The organism is Stenotrophomonas sp. 05N423, assembly GCF_056397145.1.
Map to the genome: position 1 here is coordinate 43,409 of NZ_JBFTMV010000008.1, position 13,822 is coordinate 57,230.

Below are 13,822 nucleotides of genomic sequence, written 5' to 3' on the forward strand. Positions count from 1 at the left end.
GATGGCGCAGGGAGGAGCTGCGGATGACGGCAACAGACCATCCTCTGGCACGCTTCCGGGATCACCTGCCGATGGCCCGGAAGATGACCGCCATCCCTGACGGACACAAGCAAGAAAGCCGGAGCCAATGCTCCGGCTTTCTTCTCGCCATTGTCGAGGGTGCGCTCCCGTTGAACTGATGGGCAGGGACCGTGCCTGCATGCCAGGCGTGCAGGGTGATCAGAGTCCCTGCCGCTCAGAACTCCGGCAGGTTTTCGAGATTGTCCCGGGGCAAGCCGTTATCCACGGTCTTGATGTATTCGACACCGTTGACCCTGATGACGTAGACCGGCTGCCCCTTCTGCCACTGGCCGTTCGCCTGGGGGATGGTGATGAACGTGACCCCTTCCTTGATCACTTCGACGATGACTGCACACTCATGCTCGGTAGGCGGCTCGAAGGTTCCACCGTTGTCCTGATGGATGCGTACCCGGTCGATATGCGTATGTGCCGCGTTATACCGGACAGCCGAAATGCCGTAATCCGCCCACTTGGTCATGTTGCCCCCTGCATTTGATTGGCAGGGCAGTGGTAACGGGGAGGCATCGCATGGGCTGCGACGGAAAGACAGAAGGCCGCCTCGATGAGCGGCCTTCCCATGACCCCAGAAATACCGGGGCTGGATCACGCAGAGCGTCGCAAGTGATTGACGCTCTGGAAAAGATGGCGCGCCCGGAGGGGTGAGGAGCCGCGCCTGCACGCCACTGGCGTGCGCGGCGCCGAACGCCTGAGCGCTCCGCGCGAGGGCGGGCAATCACGACGAAGCGACATCGAAGATGGCGCGCCCGGAGGGATTCGAACCCCCGACCAATGGCTTCGGAAGCCACTACTCTATCCGGCTGAGCTACGGGCGCGTTGTGTGTCGCAGCGGGAGCCGCATGGCTCCCTGCCGACCGGCGCTGCCGGGCGGAGGCGCATTCTAACGGCAAATGCATGCGCAGGTCTGCCCCCGTCGTAACCACGCGCCGCAACGGCGCGCCGGGCCCGGCTGGTAACCTGTGCGCATGGGTTACGAACGATACGAACGAGAGCCGGCGCCCACGCCCTCGCGGCTGGCCAGCTACTGGAAACTGATGCGCGCCGACCGCCCGATCGGCACCCTGCTGCTGCTGTGGCCGACGTGGTGGGCGCTGTGGCTGGCTTCCGGCGGACTGCCATCGCCGTGGACGCTGTTCGTGTTCACCGCCGGCGTGTGGTTGACCCGCTCGGCCGGCTGCGTGATCAACGACTACGCCGACCGCTGGCTGGACCCGCACGTCAAGCGCACCAGGGATCGCCCGCTGGCCACCGGCGCGGTGTCCGGGCGCCAGGCGCTGGCGTTGTTCGCCGGGCTGATGCTGGTCGCGTTCGCGCTGGTGCTGACCCTGAACGCGCTGACCATCGGCCTGAGCTTCGTCGGCGTGTTCCTGGCCGCCACGTATCCCTATCTGAAGCGCTACACCCACCTGCCGCAGGTCTACCTGGGCATGGCCTTCGGCTGGGGCATCCCGATGGCCTTCGCCGCAGTGCAGGGCAAGGTGCCGCCGCTGGGCTGGGTGCTGTACGCAGCCAACATCCTGTGGTCCACCGCCTACGACACCTGGTACGCGATGGTGGACCGCGACGACGACCTCAAGGTCGGCTCGCATTCCACCGCCATCCTGTTCGGCGACCTGGACCTGGTGATCCAGGGCATCCTCTACGCGCTGTTCTTCGCCGCGATGGCCTTGGTCGGGCAGCGTGCCGGACTCGGAACGATGTATTGGTCCGGGCTCGGCGTGGCCGCGGCGCTGGTGGCGTGGGAGTTCTGGCTGTGCCGCGGGCGCGGGCGCGAGGCCTGCTTCCGCGCCTTCCTGCACAACAACTGGGTCGGGGCCGCGCTGTTCGCCGGCATCGTCGCCAGCCAGTACCTGGACTGACACGCAACGGCCCGCCGCATGGCGGGCCGTCCGCTTCCAGGACCGTGCCGATGGCTCAGACGGCGGTCCTGCCCAGGCTGCGCAGGCGGAACGCGACCACCACCTGCAGCACGCCATAGACCAACGCCATCGCGCCGATCCACAGCGAGGTGACCATCAGCCCGCCCAGCGGGTTGAGCGCGAACATCACGCCCAGCGCCACCGCCAGCAGGCCGCTGAGGATCAGCAGCCATTCGCCGCGGATGTGCCTGCGCACGCGGATGGCGAAGACGATGCGGTAGATGCCGCCGACCACCAGCCACGCCGCCAGGAACAGCAGCAGCACGCTCGCGGTGGCCAGCGGGTTGAGGAGGGCGAGCACACCGAAGGCGATGGATACCAGCGCGTAGAACACCGCCCAGCCGCGCGATACCGGCGCCGAACCGCCGATCGCCGATGCCAGCGCCACCACGCCTTCGACGATCGCCATCACACCCAGCCACATTGCCAGCACCGCCGCGGTGCGCACCGGCGCCATCAGCGCCAGCACGCCGAAGGCCACCGCGAACAGGCCGAACAGCAGTACCACCCACCAGTGGCGGGACAGCGCGCCGAACAGCGGGCCGGCCGGGAAACTCGGATTGCCACTCATGTCATCGCTCCTTGCAGTGATCGTAGGGAATGCCGCTACCGGCCGAGCATAGGCACCGGGACGTCATCCCGCCGTGTTCACGGCACCCGCGCGCAGACCCAGGCGTCGACCCGCGCCACGCCCGCCCGGTGCAGCGCGCGGGCGGCGGCCTGCAGGGTGGCGCCGGTGGTCATCACATCGTCGACCAGGGCCACGTGCGCCGGCAGCGTGCCACGGGCGACGAAAGCCACGCGCAGGTTGCGGCGCCGCGCGGCCGCGTCCAGTTCCGACTGCGCCGCGGTGGCGCGGGTGCGGCGCAGCCCGGCCAGCAGCGGCAGGCGCAGCGCGCGGGCCAGCGGCCGCGCCAGCTCCAGCGCCTGGTCGTAGCCGCGCCGGCGCAGGCGCGACAGGTGCAGCGGCACCGGTATCAGCGCCTGCGGCAGCTCTACGGCCGCCAGCCGTGCGTGCATCAGCTGCGCCAGCAGGCGCCCGGCGGCAAGGTCGCCGTGGAACTTGAAGCGGCGCAGCAGCCCATCCACTGGTGCGGCATACAGGAACGCGGCATGGACCCCCGCCAGCGGCGAGCGGCCCGGACGGCAGGCACCGCACAGCGCACCGTCCGGCTCGGTGACCGGCAGCGGCAGGGCGCAGCCGCGGCAGGCGCTTTCCAGCCATGGCAGCGCGACGGCGCAGGCCGGACACAGATCGCGGCCAGGCTGGCCCGGCTCCCCGCATACGAGGCAGGAAGGAGGAAACAGCAGGTCGGACAGCTGCCCACCCACCCTGTAAACCAGACCACAAAGCGTTTTGTTGACAGTGGCGTGCATGCTCACCAGACTGCCCCGCTTCCGTTGCCCGATCTGTCAGGAAACACCCATGTCTGCCGTCATCCGCCACGACTGGAGCCGCGAGGAATTGCTGGCGCTGTTCGACCTGCCCTTCCCCGAACTGCTGTTCCGCGCCGCCAGCGTGCACCGCGAGCATTTCGACCCGGCGCAGGTGCAGGTCTCCACCCTGCTGTCGGTCAAGACCGGCGGCTGCCCGGAGGACTGCGCCTACTGCCCGCAGGCGCAGCGCTACGACACCGGCGTGGACGCGCAGAAGCTGATGGACACCGACAGCGTGGTCGCCCGCGCCCGCGCCGCCAAGCAGGCCGGCGCCTCGCGCTTCTGCATGGGCGCGGCCTGGCGCTCGCCCAAGGACCGCGACATCCCCAAGGTGGCGGCGATGATCCGCGAGGTGAAGGCGCTGGGCCTGGAGACCTGCGCCACCTTGGGGATGCTCGAAGGCCACCAGGCCCGCGCGCTCAAGGACGCCGGGCTGGACTACTACAACCACAACCTCGACACCGCGCCGGACTACTACGATTCGATCATCCACACCCGCCAGTACCAGGACCGGCTGGACACGCTCGAACACGTGCGCAACGCCGGCCTGAAGACCTGCTGCGGCGGCATCGTCGGCATGGGCGAGACCCGCGAGCACCGCGCCGGCCTGCTGCTGGCGCTGGCCAACCTGCCGGCGCACCCGGATTCGGTGCCGATCAACCGGCTGGTGCAGGTCGCCGGTACACCCTTACATGGAAGTGCGGAGCTGGATCCGTTCGAGTTCGTGCGCATGATCGCGGTGGCGCGCATCGCCATGCCGCGCTCGATGGTGCGGCTGTCGGCCGGGCGCGAGAGCATGAGCGACGAACTGCAGGCGCTGTGCTTCGCCGCCGGCGCCAATTCCATCTTCTACGGCGAGAAGCTGCTGACCACCGGCAACCCGGACACCGCGCGCGACCAGGCGCTGTTCGCGCGGCTGGGCATCCGCCCGATGGAAGTGAACGTCGATGCCGACGACCACGACCATCCCGGCACGGTGCACCTGGACATCGCCCCGCAGTGCGGCTGCGCGGCCTGACCCGGTAGGAGCGCACTTCAGTGCGCGAAGGGGCTCTACCGGGAAAGCCTCATCGCGCACTGAAGTGCGCTCCTACCGTGCGCCCCTACGCCGATAACCCGCCCCGCAAGCGGTTCCACCGGCAACCGGTTACGCTAGCCGCCCACCCGCCCATGAACTGACGCCATGGCCCGTCCCGACCTCCTCGCCCGCCTGCAGGACCAGCGCAAGCTGCGCGAAGCGCAGGGGCGCATCCGCGTCCGCCGCAGCGTCGCCCGCCGCGACGGCGTGCGCCTGGACGTCGGCGGCAAGTGGCTCACCGGCTTCTGCAGCAACGACTACCTGGGCCTGTCGCAGCAGTTCGAAGTGGTCGCCGCGCTGCAGGACGCCGCCGGCCGCGAAGGTGCCGGCAGCACCGCCTCGCACCTGGTCTGCGGCCACCACGTGCTGCACGAGCAACTGGAACGCGAGATGGCCGACTGGCTCGGCTACCCGCGCGCACTGCTGTTCGACAGCGGCTTCATGGCCAACCTCGCCGTGCAGCAGGCGCTGCTGTCCGAGGACAGCGACGTCTGCGTGCAGGACCGCCTCAACCACGCCAGCCTGCTCGACGCCACGCGCCTGGCCGGCTGCCGCCTGCGCCGTTACCCGCACCTGGACAGCGAAGGCGCCATGCGCCAGCTGAAAAATGCCGCCGACGGCGCCGCCATGCTCGCCACCGATGGCGTGTTCAGCATGGATGGCGACATCGCCCCGCTGCGCTCGCTGTCGCTGGTGGCGCGCATGCAGGAAGCGCTGTTCTACGTCGACGACGCGCACGGCATCGGCGTGGTCGGCGAGCACGGCCGCGGCTGCGTCGCCGACGCCGGGCTCGGCGTGAACGAAGTGCCGCTGCAGCTGGCCACGCTGGGCAAGGCACTGGGCAGCCACGGTGCGGTGGTGCTGGGCGAGGAAAACCTGATCCAGCACCTGGCCGAAACCGCGCGCCCCTACATCTACACCACTGCGCTGCCGCCGGCGCAGGCCGCCGCGTCGCTGGCGGCGGTGAAGCTGGCGCGCCGCGACCACTGGCGCCGCGAGAAGCTGGTCGAGCTGATCGCCGCCTTCCGCGATGGCGCGCGCCGCAACGGGCTGGAACTGATGCCCTCGGACACGCCGATCCAGCCCCTGCTGTGCGGCGACGAGGCCACGGTGATGGCGCTGGGCGCCGCGCTGGAGCAGTCCGGCTTCCTGGTCGGCGCGATCCGCCCGCCGACCGTGCCCGAAGGCAGGGCGCGGCTGCGCATCACGCTGTCGGCGCTGCACACCGTCGAGCAGGTCAAGGCGCTGGTCGACGCCACCGCGCGCGCGCGCGACCTGCTCTCCTACGAGCAGTCACTGAACACCGCCAGCGCCTGAAGAACGCCGTACACGCATGCACATCCACGTCACCGGCACCGGTCCGGCACTGGTCCTGATCCACGGCTGGGCGCTGCATGGCGGCATCTTCGCGCCGCTGGTCGAACGCCTTGCGCCGCAGTTCCAGCTGCACGTGGTGGACCTGCCCGGCCACGGCTTCAGCCGCGACGACGACACCCCGCTGCGCCTGCCCTACCTGGTCAATGCCATCGCCGCCGCCACGCCGCCGGCGGTGTGGTGCGGCTGGTCGCTGGGCGGGCTGGTGGCGCTGCATGCCGCCGCCACGCTGCCGCAGGTACGCGGACTGGCGATGCTCGCCGCCACGCCGCGTTTCGTCCGCGATGCCGATTGGCCCGACGCGGTGGACCGCAGCGTGTTCGAGCAGTTCGGCCAGGACCTGGAACGGGATTACCGCGGCACGCTGGAACGCTTCCTCGCGCTGGACGTGATGGGCTCGCAGCACGCGCGCAGCGAACTGCGCACCCTGCGCGACGCCCTGGTCGAGCGCGGCGAGCCGGCGCCGCGCGCCCTGCACGAAGGCCTGGCCCTGCTGGACCGCAGCGACCTGCGCGGCGCCCTGCCCAACCTGCGCACGCCCGGCCTGTGGATCGGCGGCCAGCGCGACCGGCTGGTACCGTCCAAGGCCATGCACAGCGCCGCGGCACTGGCGCCGGCTGGCCTGCATGCCGCACACACCATCGACGGTGGTGGGCATGCGCCGTTCCTCGGCCATGCCGACGATGTCGCCGGGCGCCTGCAACGCTTCGTTGCGGGCTGCGCGTGAGCCGCCGCATGCGCGCATCGCCGATCATGTGCGGCCACCGAACACACCAGGAGTAGGCCGATGGATCTTGGAATCGCCGGGCGCTGGGCGCTGGTCTGCGGCGCCAGCAAGGGACTGGGGCTGGGCTGCGCGCGTGCGCTGGCCGGCGAAGGCGCGAACGTGGTCATCGTCGCCCGCGGCGCCGATGCGCTGGAAGTGGCCGCGGCGGAACTGCGCGCCCTTCCCGGCGCCGGGCAGGTCATCGCCGTCGCTGCCGACATCACCACCGCCGCCGGCCGCGACGCCGCACTCGCCGCCTGCCCGCAGGTGGACATCCTGGTCACCAATGCCGGCGGCCCGCCGCCGGGTGACTTCCGCGACTGGGACCGCGACCGCTGGCTGGCCGCGCTGGACGCCAACATGCTCACCCCGATCGAGCTGATCCGCGCCACCGTCGACGCCATGGCCGCGCGCGGCTTCGGCCGCGTGGTCAACATCACCTCCAGTTCGGTGAAGGCGCCCATCGACATCCTCGGCCTGTCCAATGGCGCGCGCTCGGGATTGACCGGCTTCGTCGCCGGCGTCGCCCGCACCCATCTGGCGCGCAACGTCACGATCAACAACCTGCTGCCCGGCGCGTTCGACACCGACCGCCTGCGCGGCACGCTGGAAGCCAGCGCGCACCGGCAGCAGCAGCCGCTGGACGAAGTGGCCGCGCGGCGCCGCGCCGGCATCCCTGCCGGCCGCTTCGGCACGCCCGACGAGTTCGGCGCCGCCTGCGCCTTCCTGTGCAGCACGCACGCCGGCTACATCACCGGGCAGAACCTGCTGATCGACGGCGGCGCCTACCCCGGTACCTTCTGACAACGTTGCAAGCGCGTATTCCCATGCCTTCCCTGTTCGATTCCAAGCACGTCCGCCGCGCCTTCTCGCGCGCCGCCTCCAGCTACCATGCCGCCGCCGTGCTGCAGCAGGAGGTCGCCAAGCGCCTGCTGGAATCGCTGGACTACCTGGAGCAACGGCAACCGCAGGTGGTGCTGGACATCGGCAGCGGCCCGGGGCATTCGACCGCGGCGATGAAGAAGCGCTGGCCCAAGGCGCAGGTGATCGCGCTGGACCTTGCGATGCCGATGCTTGCCGAAGCGAAGAAGCAGGCCGGCTGGTGGCGCCCGTTCTCGCGCGTGTGCGCCGACGCGCGGGCGCTGCCGCTGGCCGACAACAGCGTGGACGTGATCTTCAGCAATCTGTGCCTGCAATGGGTGGAAGACCTGCCGTCGGTGTTCGCCGGCTTCCGCCGCGTGCTCAAGCCCGGCGGCCTGCTGGTGTGCTCCACCTTCGGCCCGGACACGCTCATCGAACTGCGCGAAGCCTTCTCGCAGGCCGACGCCACCCCGCACGTGAGCCGCTTCGTGCAGATCGCGCAGTTCGGCGACGCGCTGATGATGGCCGGCTTCCGTGACCCGGTGCTGGACCGCGACCTGTTCACCCTCACCTACGACGGCCTGCCGGCGCTGATGCGCGAACTCAAGGCCATCGGCGCGACCAACGCGCTGAGCGAACGCCGCCACACGCTCACCGGGCGCAGCCGCTTCAACGCCGCGCAGGCGGCCTACGAACCGCTGCGCCGGCCCGACGGCAAACTGCCCAGCAGCTGGGAAATCATCTACGCCCACGCCTGGGCGCCGGAGCCGGGCGCACCGATCCGCGAACACGGCCATGATGTCGCTTCGGTGCCGGTGTCGGCGATTCCGATCCGGCGGAAGAATCCCTCGTAGGAGCGCACCTTGGTGCGCGATGGGGCCTTACCGGAAATGCCTCCCGCGCACCAAGGTGCGCTCCTGCAGGCGGCTCAGCCGCCGACCTGCGCGATCCAGTCCTGCAGGTTGTAGTAATTGCTGACGCGCGCGATGCGCCCATCCCGGATATCGAAGAACGCACCGCCAGGCAGCACGTAACGCTGGCCGTTGGCCGGCGGCAGGCCTTCGTCGGTCTGGTGGTATTCACCATGCACCACGTATTCGGCAGCGGCGCGGGTGCCATCCATGCTGGCCATCACCACCACCTCGCGCAGCTGTTCGCGGTAGCTGGCGTCCATGCGCCGCAGGAAGGCGGCGAACGCATCGACGCCGCTTTCGCGCGCGCCCTGGTTCAGGTCGTGCACCACGTCGACGGTCAGGCACTCCAGCATCCCGGCCCAGTCGCCGCGGTTGAAGGCATCGTAGTAGCCGCGGACCAGGTCGATGGCCTGCTGCTGCGCGGGGGAAACATCGTGGCTCATGGGGTTTCTCGCAGAAGGAACGATGGCCGCGCTCAGGTGCCGCCGGCAAACAGGTCGCGGTGGAAGAAATAGACTTCCTGCGCCAGGAACCGCCAGCTGGTGTGGAAGCTGCGGAAGCGCGTGCTCGGCGTGGACGAGGCCAGCGCGTCGATGCCCAGTTCCCGCGACAGGCGCAGCGCGCGCGCCATGTGCAGCGGGTCGCTGACCAGGATGGCGCGGCGCATGCCATGCGCGTCCATCAGGCGCTTGGCCTCGACCAGGTTCTGGCGGGTGGTGCGCGAGCGGTTTTCGATCAGGATGTCCGTGGCGGGGATTTCCTGCTTCAGCGCATAACGGCGCGCGACCTGCGATTCGGAGAAACGCGCGCCGGCGCCGCCGAAGCCGCCGGTGAAGATCAGCTTGGGCGCATAGCCCTGCCGGTACAGGTCCAGCCCGTGGCGGATGCGCTCCTCGAACACCGGCGACGGCTTGGCGTCATAGGCCGCCGCGCCCAGCACGATGATCGCGTCGGCCGGCGCGGCCTGGTCGCGATCACCCACCCAGATGATCCACGCCGCCACGCCGAGCAGCCACAGCAGCACCAGCACGCACAGGCGCCACAGCCAATCGAACAGGCCGGCAGGCCTGCGGCTCACGCGCCCATCCACGGCAGCGCGTCCAGGTCGACGTTGCCGCCGGACAGCACCAGGCCCACGTTGCGCCCGGCAAAGCGCTGCGGCTGCGCCAGCACCGCCGCCAGCACCGTGGCCGACGAGGGTTCCACCACCTGCTTGAGCACCTGCCACAGCAGGCGCATCGCCGCCACGGTGGCGGCGTCGTCCACGGTGACGACTGTGGCGTTGCCATGCAGCAGCGCGAAATTGGGTTCGCCCAGCGCACCGCGCAGGCCATCGCAGACGGTATCCGGCTCGAAATCGATCAGCCGCCGCCCGGCTTGCAGCGAACGCGCGGTGTCGGCCGCGCCGGCCGGTTCGGCCAGTACCAGCTCACAACCCGGCGCCGCCTGGCGCAATGCCAGCAGGGTGCCCGAGGCCAGCCCGCCACCGCCGGCCGGCACCACCACCGCATCGAGCGCCGTGCCGGCCTGGCGCAGCAGTTCCAGCGTCGCCGTGCCCTGGCCGGCGATCACCTGCGCGTCGGCATAGGGGTGGACCAGGGTCGCCCCGGTTTCCTGCTGCACCCGCGCGCACTCGGCCTCGCGCGCGGCCTGGGTCGGCGCACAGCGCCACAGGGTTGCGCCATGGCGGGCGATGTTGGCCAGCTTGGCCGCCACCGCGCCTTCGGGCACCACCACATGGCAGGGAATGCCGCGCGAGCGCGCCGCCAGGGCCAGCGCCGCGCCATGGTTGCCGGAGGAATGGGTCACCACGCCGTGGCGGGCCTGTTCCTCGTCCAGCGCCCAGACCGCGTTGCAGGCGCCGCGGAACTTGAAGGCGCCGCCGCGCTGCAGGTGTTCGGCCTTGAAATGCAGGTGGGCACCGGACAGCGCATCCAGTCCGCGCGAACGCAGGACCGGGGTGACCGTGGCATGCGGCGCGATGCGGGCCGCGGCGGCCAGCACGTCGGCCGGCCCTGGCAGGATGAGTTCAACCATGGGGAAAGGTTAACGTAGGCCCCCGGTGCCGGACCATCTCGGGGATCGCTGGACCTGCGTTCAGCCCCCGCCGGCAGGGTTAAGGACCGATTCAATGCAAGCGCACGAAGCTGGCTGCGTGCCCAACAGGGGGAAACTCATGAAAATGCGCCTGATCCTATCGGCCGGCCTGCTGCTCGGCCTGTCCGGCTGCGCCACCTACGACTATGTCGGCAGCGGTGCGGGCGGCTATTACAGCGGTGCGGCGTCGGTGCAGCGCACCTACCCGTACGGCTATCCCTACGGTTCCTATGGCTATGGCTCCTACGGCTACGGCCCCTACGGTTATGGCAGCTACGGCTATTACGACCGCTACCCGTACCCGGTCTACCGCCCGCCGTACAACCCGCCGCCGCGACCGCCGCACGGCGGCCACTGGGGCGACGGACATCGCCCGCCGCCGGGCCATGGCAATGGCAATGGCGGCCACCGCCCGCCGCCGCGTCCGGGTGATGGCGATGGCAATGGGCGCCCGCCGCGTCCCCGTCCACCGATGGATGGCGGTGGCAGCGGCAAGTCGCCGTGGCGCGACATGGACCGCCTGACACGCCCGCAACCGCGTCCGCAGGCGCAGGCGATGCCGCGTTCGATGCCATCGCCCCAGGCCAATGGCGCACCGCGCCCGATGATGCAGCGCCCGGCACCGGCACGACCGCCGTCACAGTCCCGTCGGCCGGAGTCGGCACGGCAACAGGAGCCCTGAGGCGCTTGCATTTGCGGAAAAACCAGGCAATCTTGTCGAACCGGGTGACCGGCAGCGTCGCTAACTGACACGAACTGCCCTTCACACCTCACCGCTTCAATGTCGATGTCCGTCAGGAAATCTGGATCCCCCCTGTTCCGGCCCTGTCGGGCATCGGCGCCTACAACGACAAAGCCCCGGCCATGCCGGGGCTTTGTCTTTCCGGGTTCCGCTCCGTTCCCTCAAGCCGCCTGGACAAGCGGGCCCACATGAGGCCCCGCTTGCCCGGGCACCCGCGCCCGGCCCGGTGGAAACCCGCTTGAAACAGCGGCAGGACAGCCGTTTCACGGCGATGCCGCCCGAAGGGTGGCGCACCATGAAAAAAGGGCCGGCAGTCCCCCGACTGCCGGCCCCATGCTTCCCCGGTATGCGCCTCGGCTGGCCCCTGTTCCAATTCCAGCCACTGCGCCCATGTCGCATGCCACACCGGGTGCAATGACGTTAGCTGCAGTTTGTGTGCCAACTTTAGGGCTTCCTCCATGCCCGACAGGCATTGGCGGTAAAATCACCACACCCTCGCCAAGGGCCTGCGCCACAGGCCGGCGACGGACTTCACACTTCCAGCCTCCACCCCATTCATGACCGACTCCTTCCATCGTTACGACGTCATCGTCATCGGCGGCGGCCACGCCGGCACCGAGGCCGCACTGGCCGCGGCGCGTGGCGGCGCCCGCACCCTGCTGCTGACCCACAACGTGGAAACGGTGGGCGCGATGAGCTGCAACCCGGCCATCGGCGGCATCGGCAAGGGCCACCTGGTCAAGGAGATCGACGCCCTGGGTGGGGCCATGGCGCACGCCGCCGACCTGGCCGGCATCCAGTGGCGCACGCTCAACGCCTCCAAGGGCCCGGCGGTACGCGCCACCCGCTGTCAGGCCGACCGCAACCTGTACCGCATGGCGATCCGCCGCATCGTCGAATCGCAGCCCAACCTGACCGTGTTCCAGGCGGCGGTGGACGACCTGGTGATCGAAGGCGACGCCGTGCGCGGCGCCGTCACCCAGACCGGGCTGACCTTCCATGCGCCGGCCGTGGTGCTCACCGCCGGCACCTTCCTGGCCGGCAAGATCCACATCGGCGAAACCCAGTACACCGCCGGGCGCATGGGCGACCCGCCGGCCACCACCCTGGCCGCGCGCCTGCGCGAGCGCCCCTTCGCCATCGACCGCCTCAAGACCGGAACGCCGCCACGCATCGACGGCCGCTCGCTCGACTACAGCGTCATGGACGAACAACCCGGCGACGACCCCCTGCCGGTGATGTCCTACCTGGGCAACGTGGCCGAGCACCCGCGCCAGGTGAGCTGCTGGATCACCCACACCAGCGAGCGCACCCACGAGGTGATCCGCAACGCGCTGCACCGCTCGCCGCTGTATTCCGGCCAGATCGAAGGCATCGGCCCGCGCTACTGCCCGTCCATCGAGGACAAGGTGGTGCGCTTCGCCGAAAAGGACAGCCACCAGATCTTCGTCGAGCCCGAAGGCCTGGACGTGGTGGAGATCTACCCCAACGGCATTTCCACCTCGCTGCCGTTCGACGTGCAGCTGGAACTGGTGCGCAGCATCCGCGGCTTCGAGCACGCGCACATCACCCGCCCCGGCTACGCCATCGAATACGACTTCTTCGACCCCCGCGGGCTGAAGAACACACTGGAAACCCGCCAGGTCGCCGGCCTGTTCTTCGCCGGCCAGATCAACGGCACCACCGGCTACGAGGAAGCCGGCGCGCAGGGCCTGCTGGCCGGCGTCAACGCCGCGCTGTTCGTGCAGGGCCGCGAGGGCTGGTGCCCGCGCCGCGACGAGGCCTACATCGGCGTGCTGGTGGACGACCTCATCACCCACGGCACCAGCGAGCCCTACCGCATGTTCACCAGCCGCGCCGAATACCGGCTGCAGCTGCGCGAGGACAACGCCGACGCGCGCCTGACCCCGACCGGCCGCGAGCTGGGCCTGGTCGACGACCGCCGCTGGCAGGCGTTCGAGACCAAGCAGGCCGCCGTCGCCAGCGAAAGCGCGCGCCTGCGCGGCCTGTGGGCCACACCCGCCAACGCGCTGGGCCGCGAAGTGCAGGAAACCACCGGCGTGGCGGTGAGCCGCGAAACCAACGTGCTCGACCTGATCAAGCGCCCGGAACTGGACTACGCCACGCTCATGCAGGTGCCCTCGCTCGGCCCCGGCGTGGAGGATGCGCGCGTGGCCGAACAGGTGGAAATCAGCGTCAAGTACGCCGGCTACCTGGACCGCCAGCGCGAAGAGATCGAACGCCAGCAGCGCCACGAGAACACCGCCATTGCCGAAGGCTTCGACTTCACCGCCGTGCGCGGCCTCTCCGCCGAAGTGCTGCAGAAACTCGAACGCGTGCGCCCGCAGACCATCGGCCAGGCCCAGCGCATCCCCGGCATGACCCCGGCCGCAATCTCGCTGCTGCTGGTGCACCTGGAGCGGGCGCGGCGCGCGAAGGTGGCGTGACTGCGCCCGCTGTGAAGGACGCTGGTCGAGCAGAAGACGTTTGATCTCCTGCGCAACGCCTTCGCACTCGGCAACCGGAAGCATTGCCCAAGAAGAAGCCCGCTTACGC

The 13,822-nt window shown here is 70.0% G+C and carries 14 protein-coding genes and 1 tRNA gene; 8 read left to right on the forward strand and 7 right to left on the reverse strand.

The genetic code is table 11. From position 1 onward, the window contains the following. Window positions 1-235 precede the first annotated feature (235 nt). Both AC1DGW_RS13000 and AC1DGW_RS13005 read right to left on the reverse strand, forming a co-directional pair. Window positions 236-538 (reverse strand): DUF3892 domain-containing protein, encoded by a 303-nt coding sequence (locus tag AC1DGW_RS13000; protein WP_478023614.1) that lies wholly within the window; start codon window positions 536-538, stop codon window positions 236-238. A 278-nt stretch (window positions 539-816) separates the two neighbouring features. Further along, window positions 817-893 (reverse strand) — tRNA-Arg (locus AC1DGW_RS13005). A 150-nt stretch (window positions 894-1,043) separates the two neighbouring features. Here AC1DGW_RS13005 and ubiA point away from each other — a divergent pair. Next, window positions 1,044-1,937: a 4-hydroxybenzoate octaprenyltransferase gene (ubiA, locus tag AC1DGW_RS13010; RefSeq protein WP_478023616.1), complete on the forward strand. Its 894-nt coding sequence runs from the start codon at window positions 1,044-1,046 to the stop codon at window positions 1,935-1,937. 55 nt (window positions 1,938-1,992) lie between these two features. Here the strand turns inward: ubiA and AC1DGW_RS13015 are convergent, their stop codons facing one another. Then, entirely contained in the window at window positions 1,993-2,568 is a 576-nt protein-coding gene (locus AC1DGW_RS13015; protein WP_478023618.1) for an HdeD family acid-resistance protein, read from the reverse strand. A 77-nt stretch (window positions 2,569-2,645) separates the two neighbouring features. Then, a complete protein-coding gene (locus tag AC1DGW_RS13020; protein WP_478023620.1) occupies window positions 2,646-3,374 on the reverse strand; it encodes a ComF family protein in 729 nt (242 codons plus the stop codon). Window positions 3,375-3,423: 49 nt separating this feature from the next. On the opposite strand from AC1DGW_RS13020, the gene bioB reads away from it, so the two are divergent. The 5 genes from bioB (at window position 3,424) to bioC (ending at window position 8,367) form a co-directional block, all read left to right on the forward strand. Beyond that, the gene (bioB, locus tag AC1DGW_RS13025) at window positions 3,424-4,452 is read left to right on the forward strand and encodes a biotin synthase BioB (protein ID WP_282278012.1); all 1,029 of its coding nucleotides are present in this window, start codon (window positions 3,424-3,426) and stop codon (window positions 4,450-4,452) included. A gap of 165 nt (window positions 4,453-4,617) precedes the next feature. Next, window positions 4,618-5,829: an 8-amino-7-oxononanoate synthase gene (bioF, locus tag AC1DGW_RS13030; protein ID WP_478023622.1), complete on the forward strand. Its 1,212-nt coding sequence runs from the start codon at window positions 4,618-4,620 to the stop codon at window positions 5,827-5,829. Between the two features lie 16 nt (window positions 5,830-5,845). Next, window positions 5,846-6,613, forward strand: coding sequence for a pimeloyl-ACP methyl ester esterase BioH (gene bioH / locus AC1DGW_RS13035; protein ID WP_478023624.1), 768 nt, complete (start codon window positions 5,846-5,848; stop codon window positions 6,611-6,613). Between the two features lie 60 nt (window positions 6,614-6,673). Next, complete coding sequence (locus AC1DGW_RS13040) at window positions 6,674-7,456, forward strand: SDR family oxidoreductase (protein WP_478023626.1); 783 nt, start codon at window positions 6,674-6,676, stop codon at window positions 7,454-7,456. 23 nt (window positions 7,457-7,479) lie between these two features. Further along, the gene (bioC, locus tag AC1DGW_RS13045) at window positions 7,480-8,367 is read left to right on the forward strand and encodes a malonyl-ACP O-methyltransferase BioC (RefSeq protein ID WP_478023628.1); all 888 of its coding nucleotides are present in this window, start codon (window positions 7,480-7,482) and stop codon (window positions 8,365-8,367) included. A gap of 74 nt (window positions 8,368-8,441) precedes the next feature. On the opposite strand, the gene AC1DGW_RS13050 is transcribed toward bioC, so the two are convergent. Genes AC1DGW_RS13050 through AC1DGW_RS13060 form a run of 3 tightly spaced genes read right to left on the reverse strand, consistent with a single transcriptional unit; the run spans window position 8,442 to window position 10,464 of the window. Next, the gene (locus tag AC1DGW_RS13050; protein WP_478023631.1) at window positions 8,442-8,870 is read right to left on the reverse strand and encodes a ketosteroid isomerase-related protein; all 429 of its coding nucleotides are present in this window, start codon (window positions 8,868-8,870) and stop codon (window positions 8,442-8,444) included. A gap of 32 nt (window positions 8,871-8,902) precedes the next feature. After that, on the reverse strand, window positions 8,903-9,505 hold the full coding sequence (locus AC1DGW_RS13055; protein WP_478023633.1) for a YdcF family protein: 603 nt from the start codon (window positions 9,503-9,505) through the stop codon (window positions 8,903-8,905). Further along, complete coding sequence (locus AC1DGW_RS13060; protein ID WP_478023636.1) at window positions 9,502-10,464, reverse strand: pyridoxal-phosphate dependent enzyme; 963 nt, start codon at window positions 10,462-10,464, stop codon at window positions 9,502-9,504. The genes AC1DGW_RS13055 and AC1DGW_RS13060 overlap by 4 nt, the downstream gene beginning before the upstream one ends. A gap of 139 nt (window positions 10,465-10,603) precedes the next feature. Here AC1DGW_RS13060 and AC1DGW_RS13065 point away from each other — a divergent pair, with 139 nt between their 5' ends. Both AC1DGW_RS13065 and mnmG read left to right on the forward strand, forming a co-directional pair. Next, a complete protein-coding gene (locus tag AC1DGW_RS13065) occupies window positions 10,604-11,206 on the forward strand; it encodes a hypothetical protein (RefSeq protein WP_478023638.1) in 603 nt (200 codons plus the stop codon). A gap of 617 nt (window positions 11,207-11,823) precedes the next feature. Further along, on the forward strand, window positions 11,824-13,713 hold the full coding sequence (mnmG, locus tag AC1DGW_RS13070) for a tRNA uridine-5-carboxymethylaminomethyl(34) synthesis enzyme MnmG (RefSeq protein ID WP_478023640.1): 1,890 nt from the start codon (window positions 11,824-11,826) through the stop codon (window positions 13,711-13,713). Window positions 13,714-13,822: the final 109 nt, after the last annotated feature.

Bases quoted from the DNA above. Each gene is read 5' to 3' on its own strand.
- AC1DGW_RS13060 (WP_478023636.1), bottom strand. From the start codon at position 10,464: ATGGTTGAACTCATCCTGCCAGGGCCGGCCGACGTGCTGGCCGCCGCG.
- AC1DGW_RS13020 (WP_478023620.1), bottom strand. From the start codon at position 3,374: ATGCACGCCACTGTCAACAAAACGCTTTGTGGTCTGGTTTACAGGGTG.
- AC1DGW_RS13040 (WP_478023626.1), top strand. From the start codon at position 6,674: ATGGATCTTGGAATCGCCGGGCGCTGGGCGCTGGTCTGCGGCGCCAGC.
- bioH (WP_478023624.1), top strand. From the start codon at position 5,846: ATGCACATCCACGTCACCGGCACCGGTCCGGCACTGGTCCTGATCCAC.
- AC1DGW_RS13050 (WP_478023631.1), bottom strand. From the start codon at position 8,870: ATGAGCCACGATGTTTCCCCCGCGCAGCAGCAGGCCATCGACCTGGTC.
- AC1DGW_RS13000 (WP_478023614.1), bottom strand. From the start codon at position 538: ATGACCAAGTGGGCGGATTACGGCATTTCGGCTGTCCGGTATAACGCG.
- ubiA (WP_478023616.1), top strand. From the start codon at position 1,044: ATGGGTTACGAACGATACGAACGAGAGCCGGCGCCCACGCCCTCGCGG.
- bioC (WP_478023628.1), top strand. From the start codon at position 7,480: ATGCCTTCCCTGTTCGATTCCAAGCACGTCCGCCGCGCCTTCTCGCGC.
- bioB (WP_282278012.1), top strand. From the start codon at position 3,424: ATGTCTGCCGTCATCCGCCACGACTGGAGCCGCGAGGAATTGCTGGCG.
- bioF (WP_478023622.1), top strand. From the start codon at position 4,618: ATGGCCCGTCCCGACCTCCTCGCCCGCCTGCAGGACCAGCGCAAGCTG.
- AC1DGW_RS13015 (WP_478023618.1), bottom strand. From the start codon at position 2,568: ATGAGTGGCAATCCGAGTTTCCCGGCCGGCCCGCTGTTCGGCGCGCTG.
- mnmG (WP_478023640.1), top strand. From the start codon at position 11,824: ATGACCGACTCCTTCCATCGTTACGACGTCATCGTCATCGGCGGCGGC.
- AC1DGW_RS13065 (WP_478023638.1), top strand. From the start codon at position 10,604: ATGAAAATGCGCCTGATCCTATCGGCCGGCCTGCTGCTCGGCCTGTCC.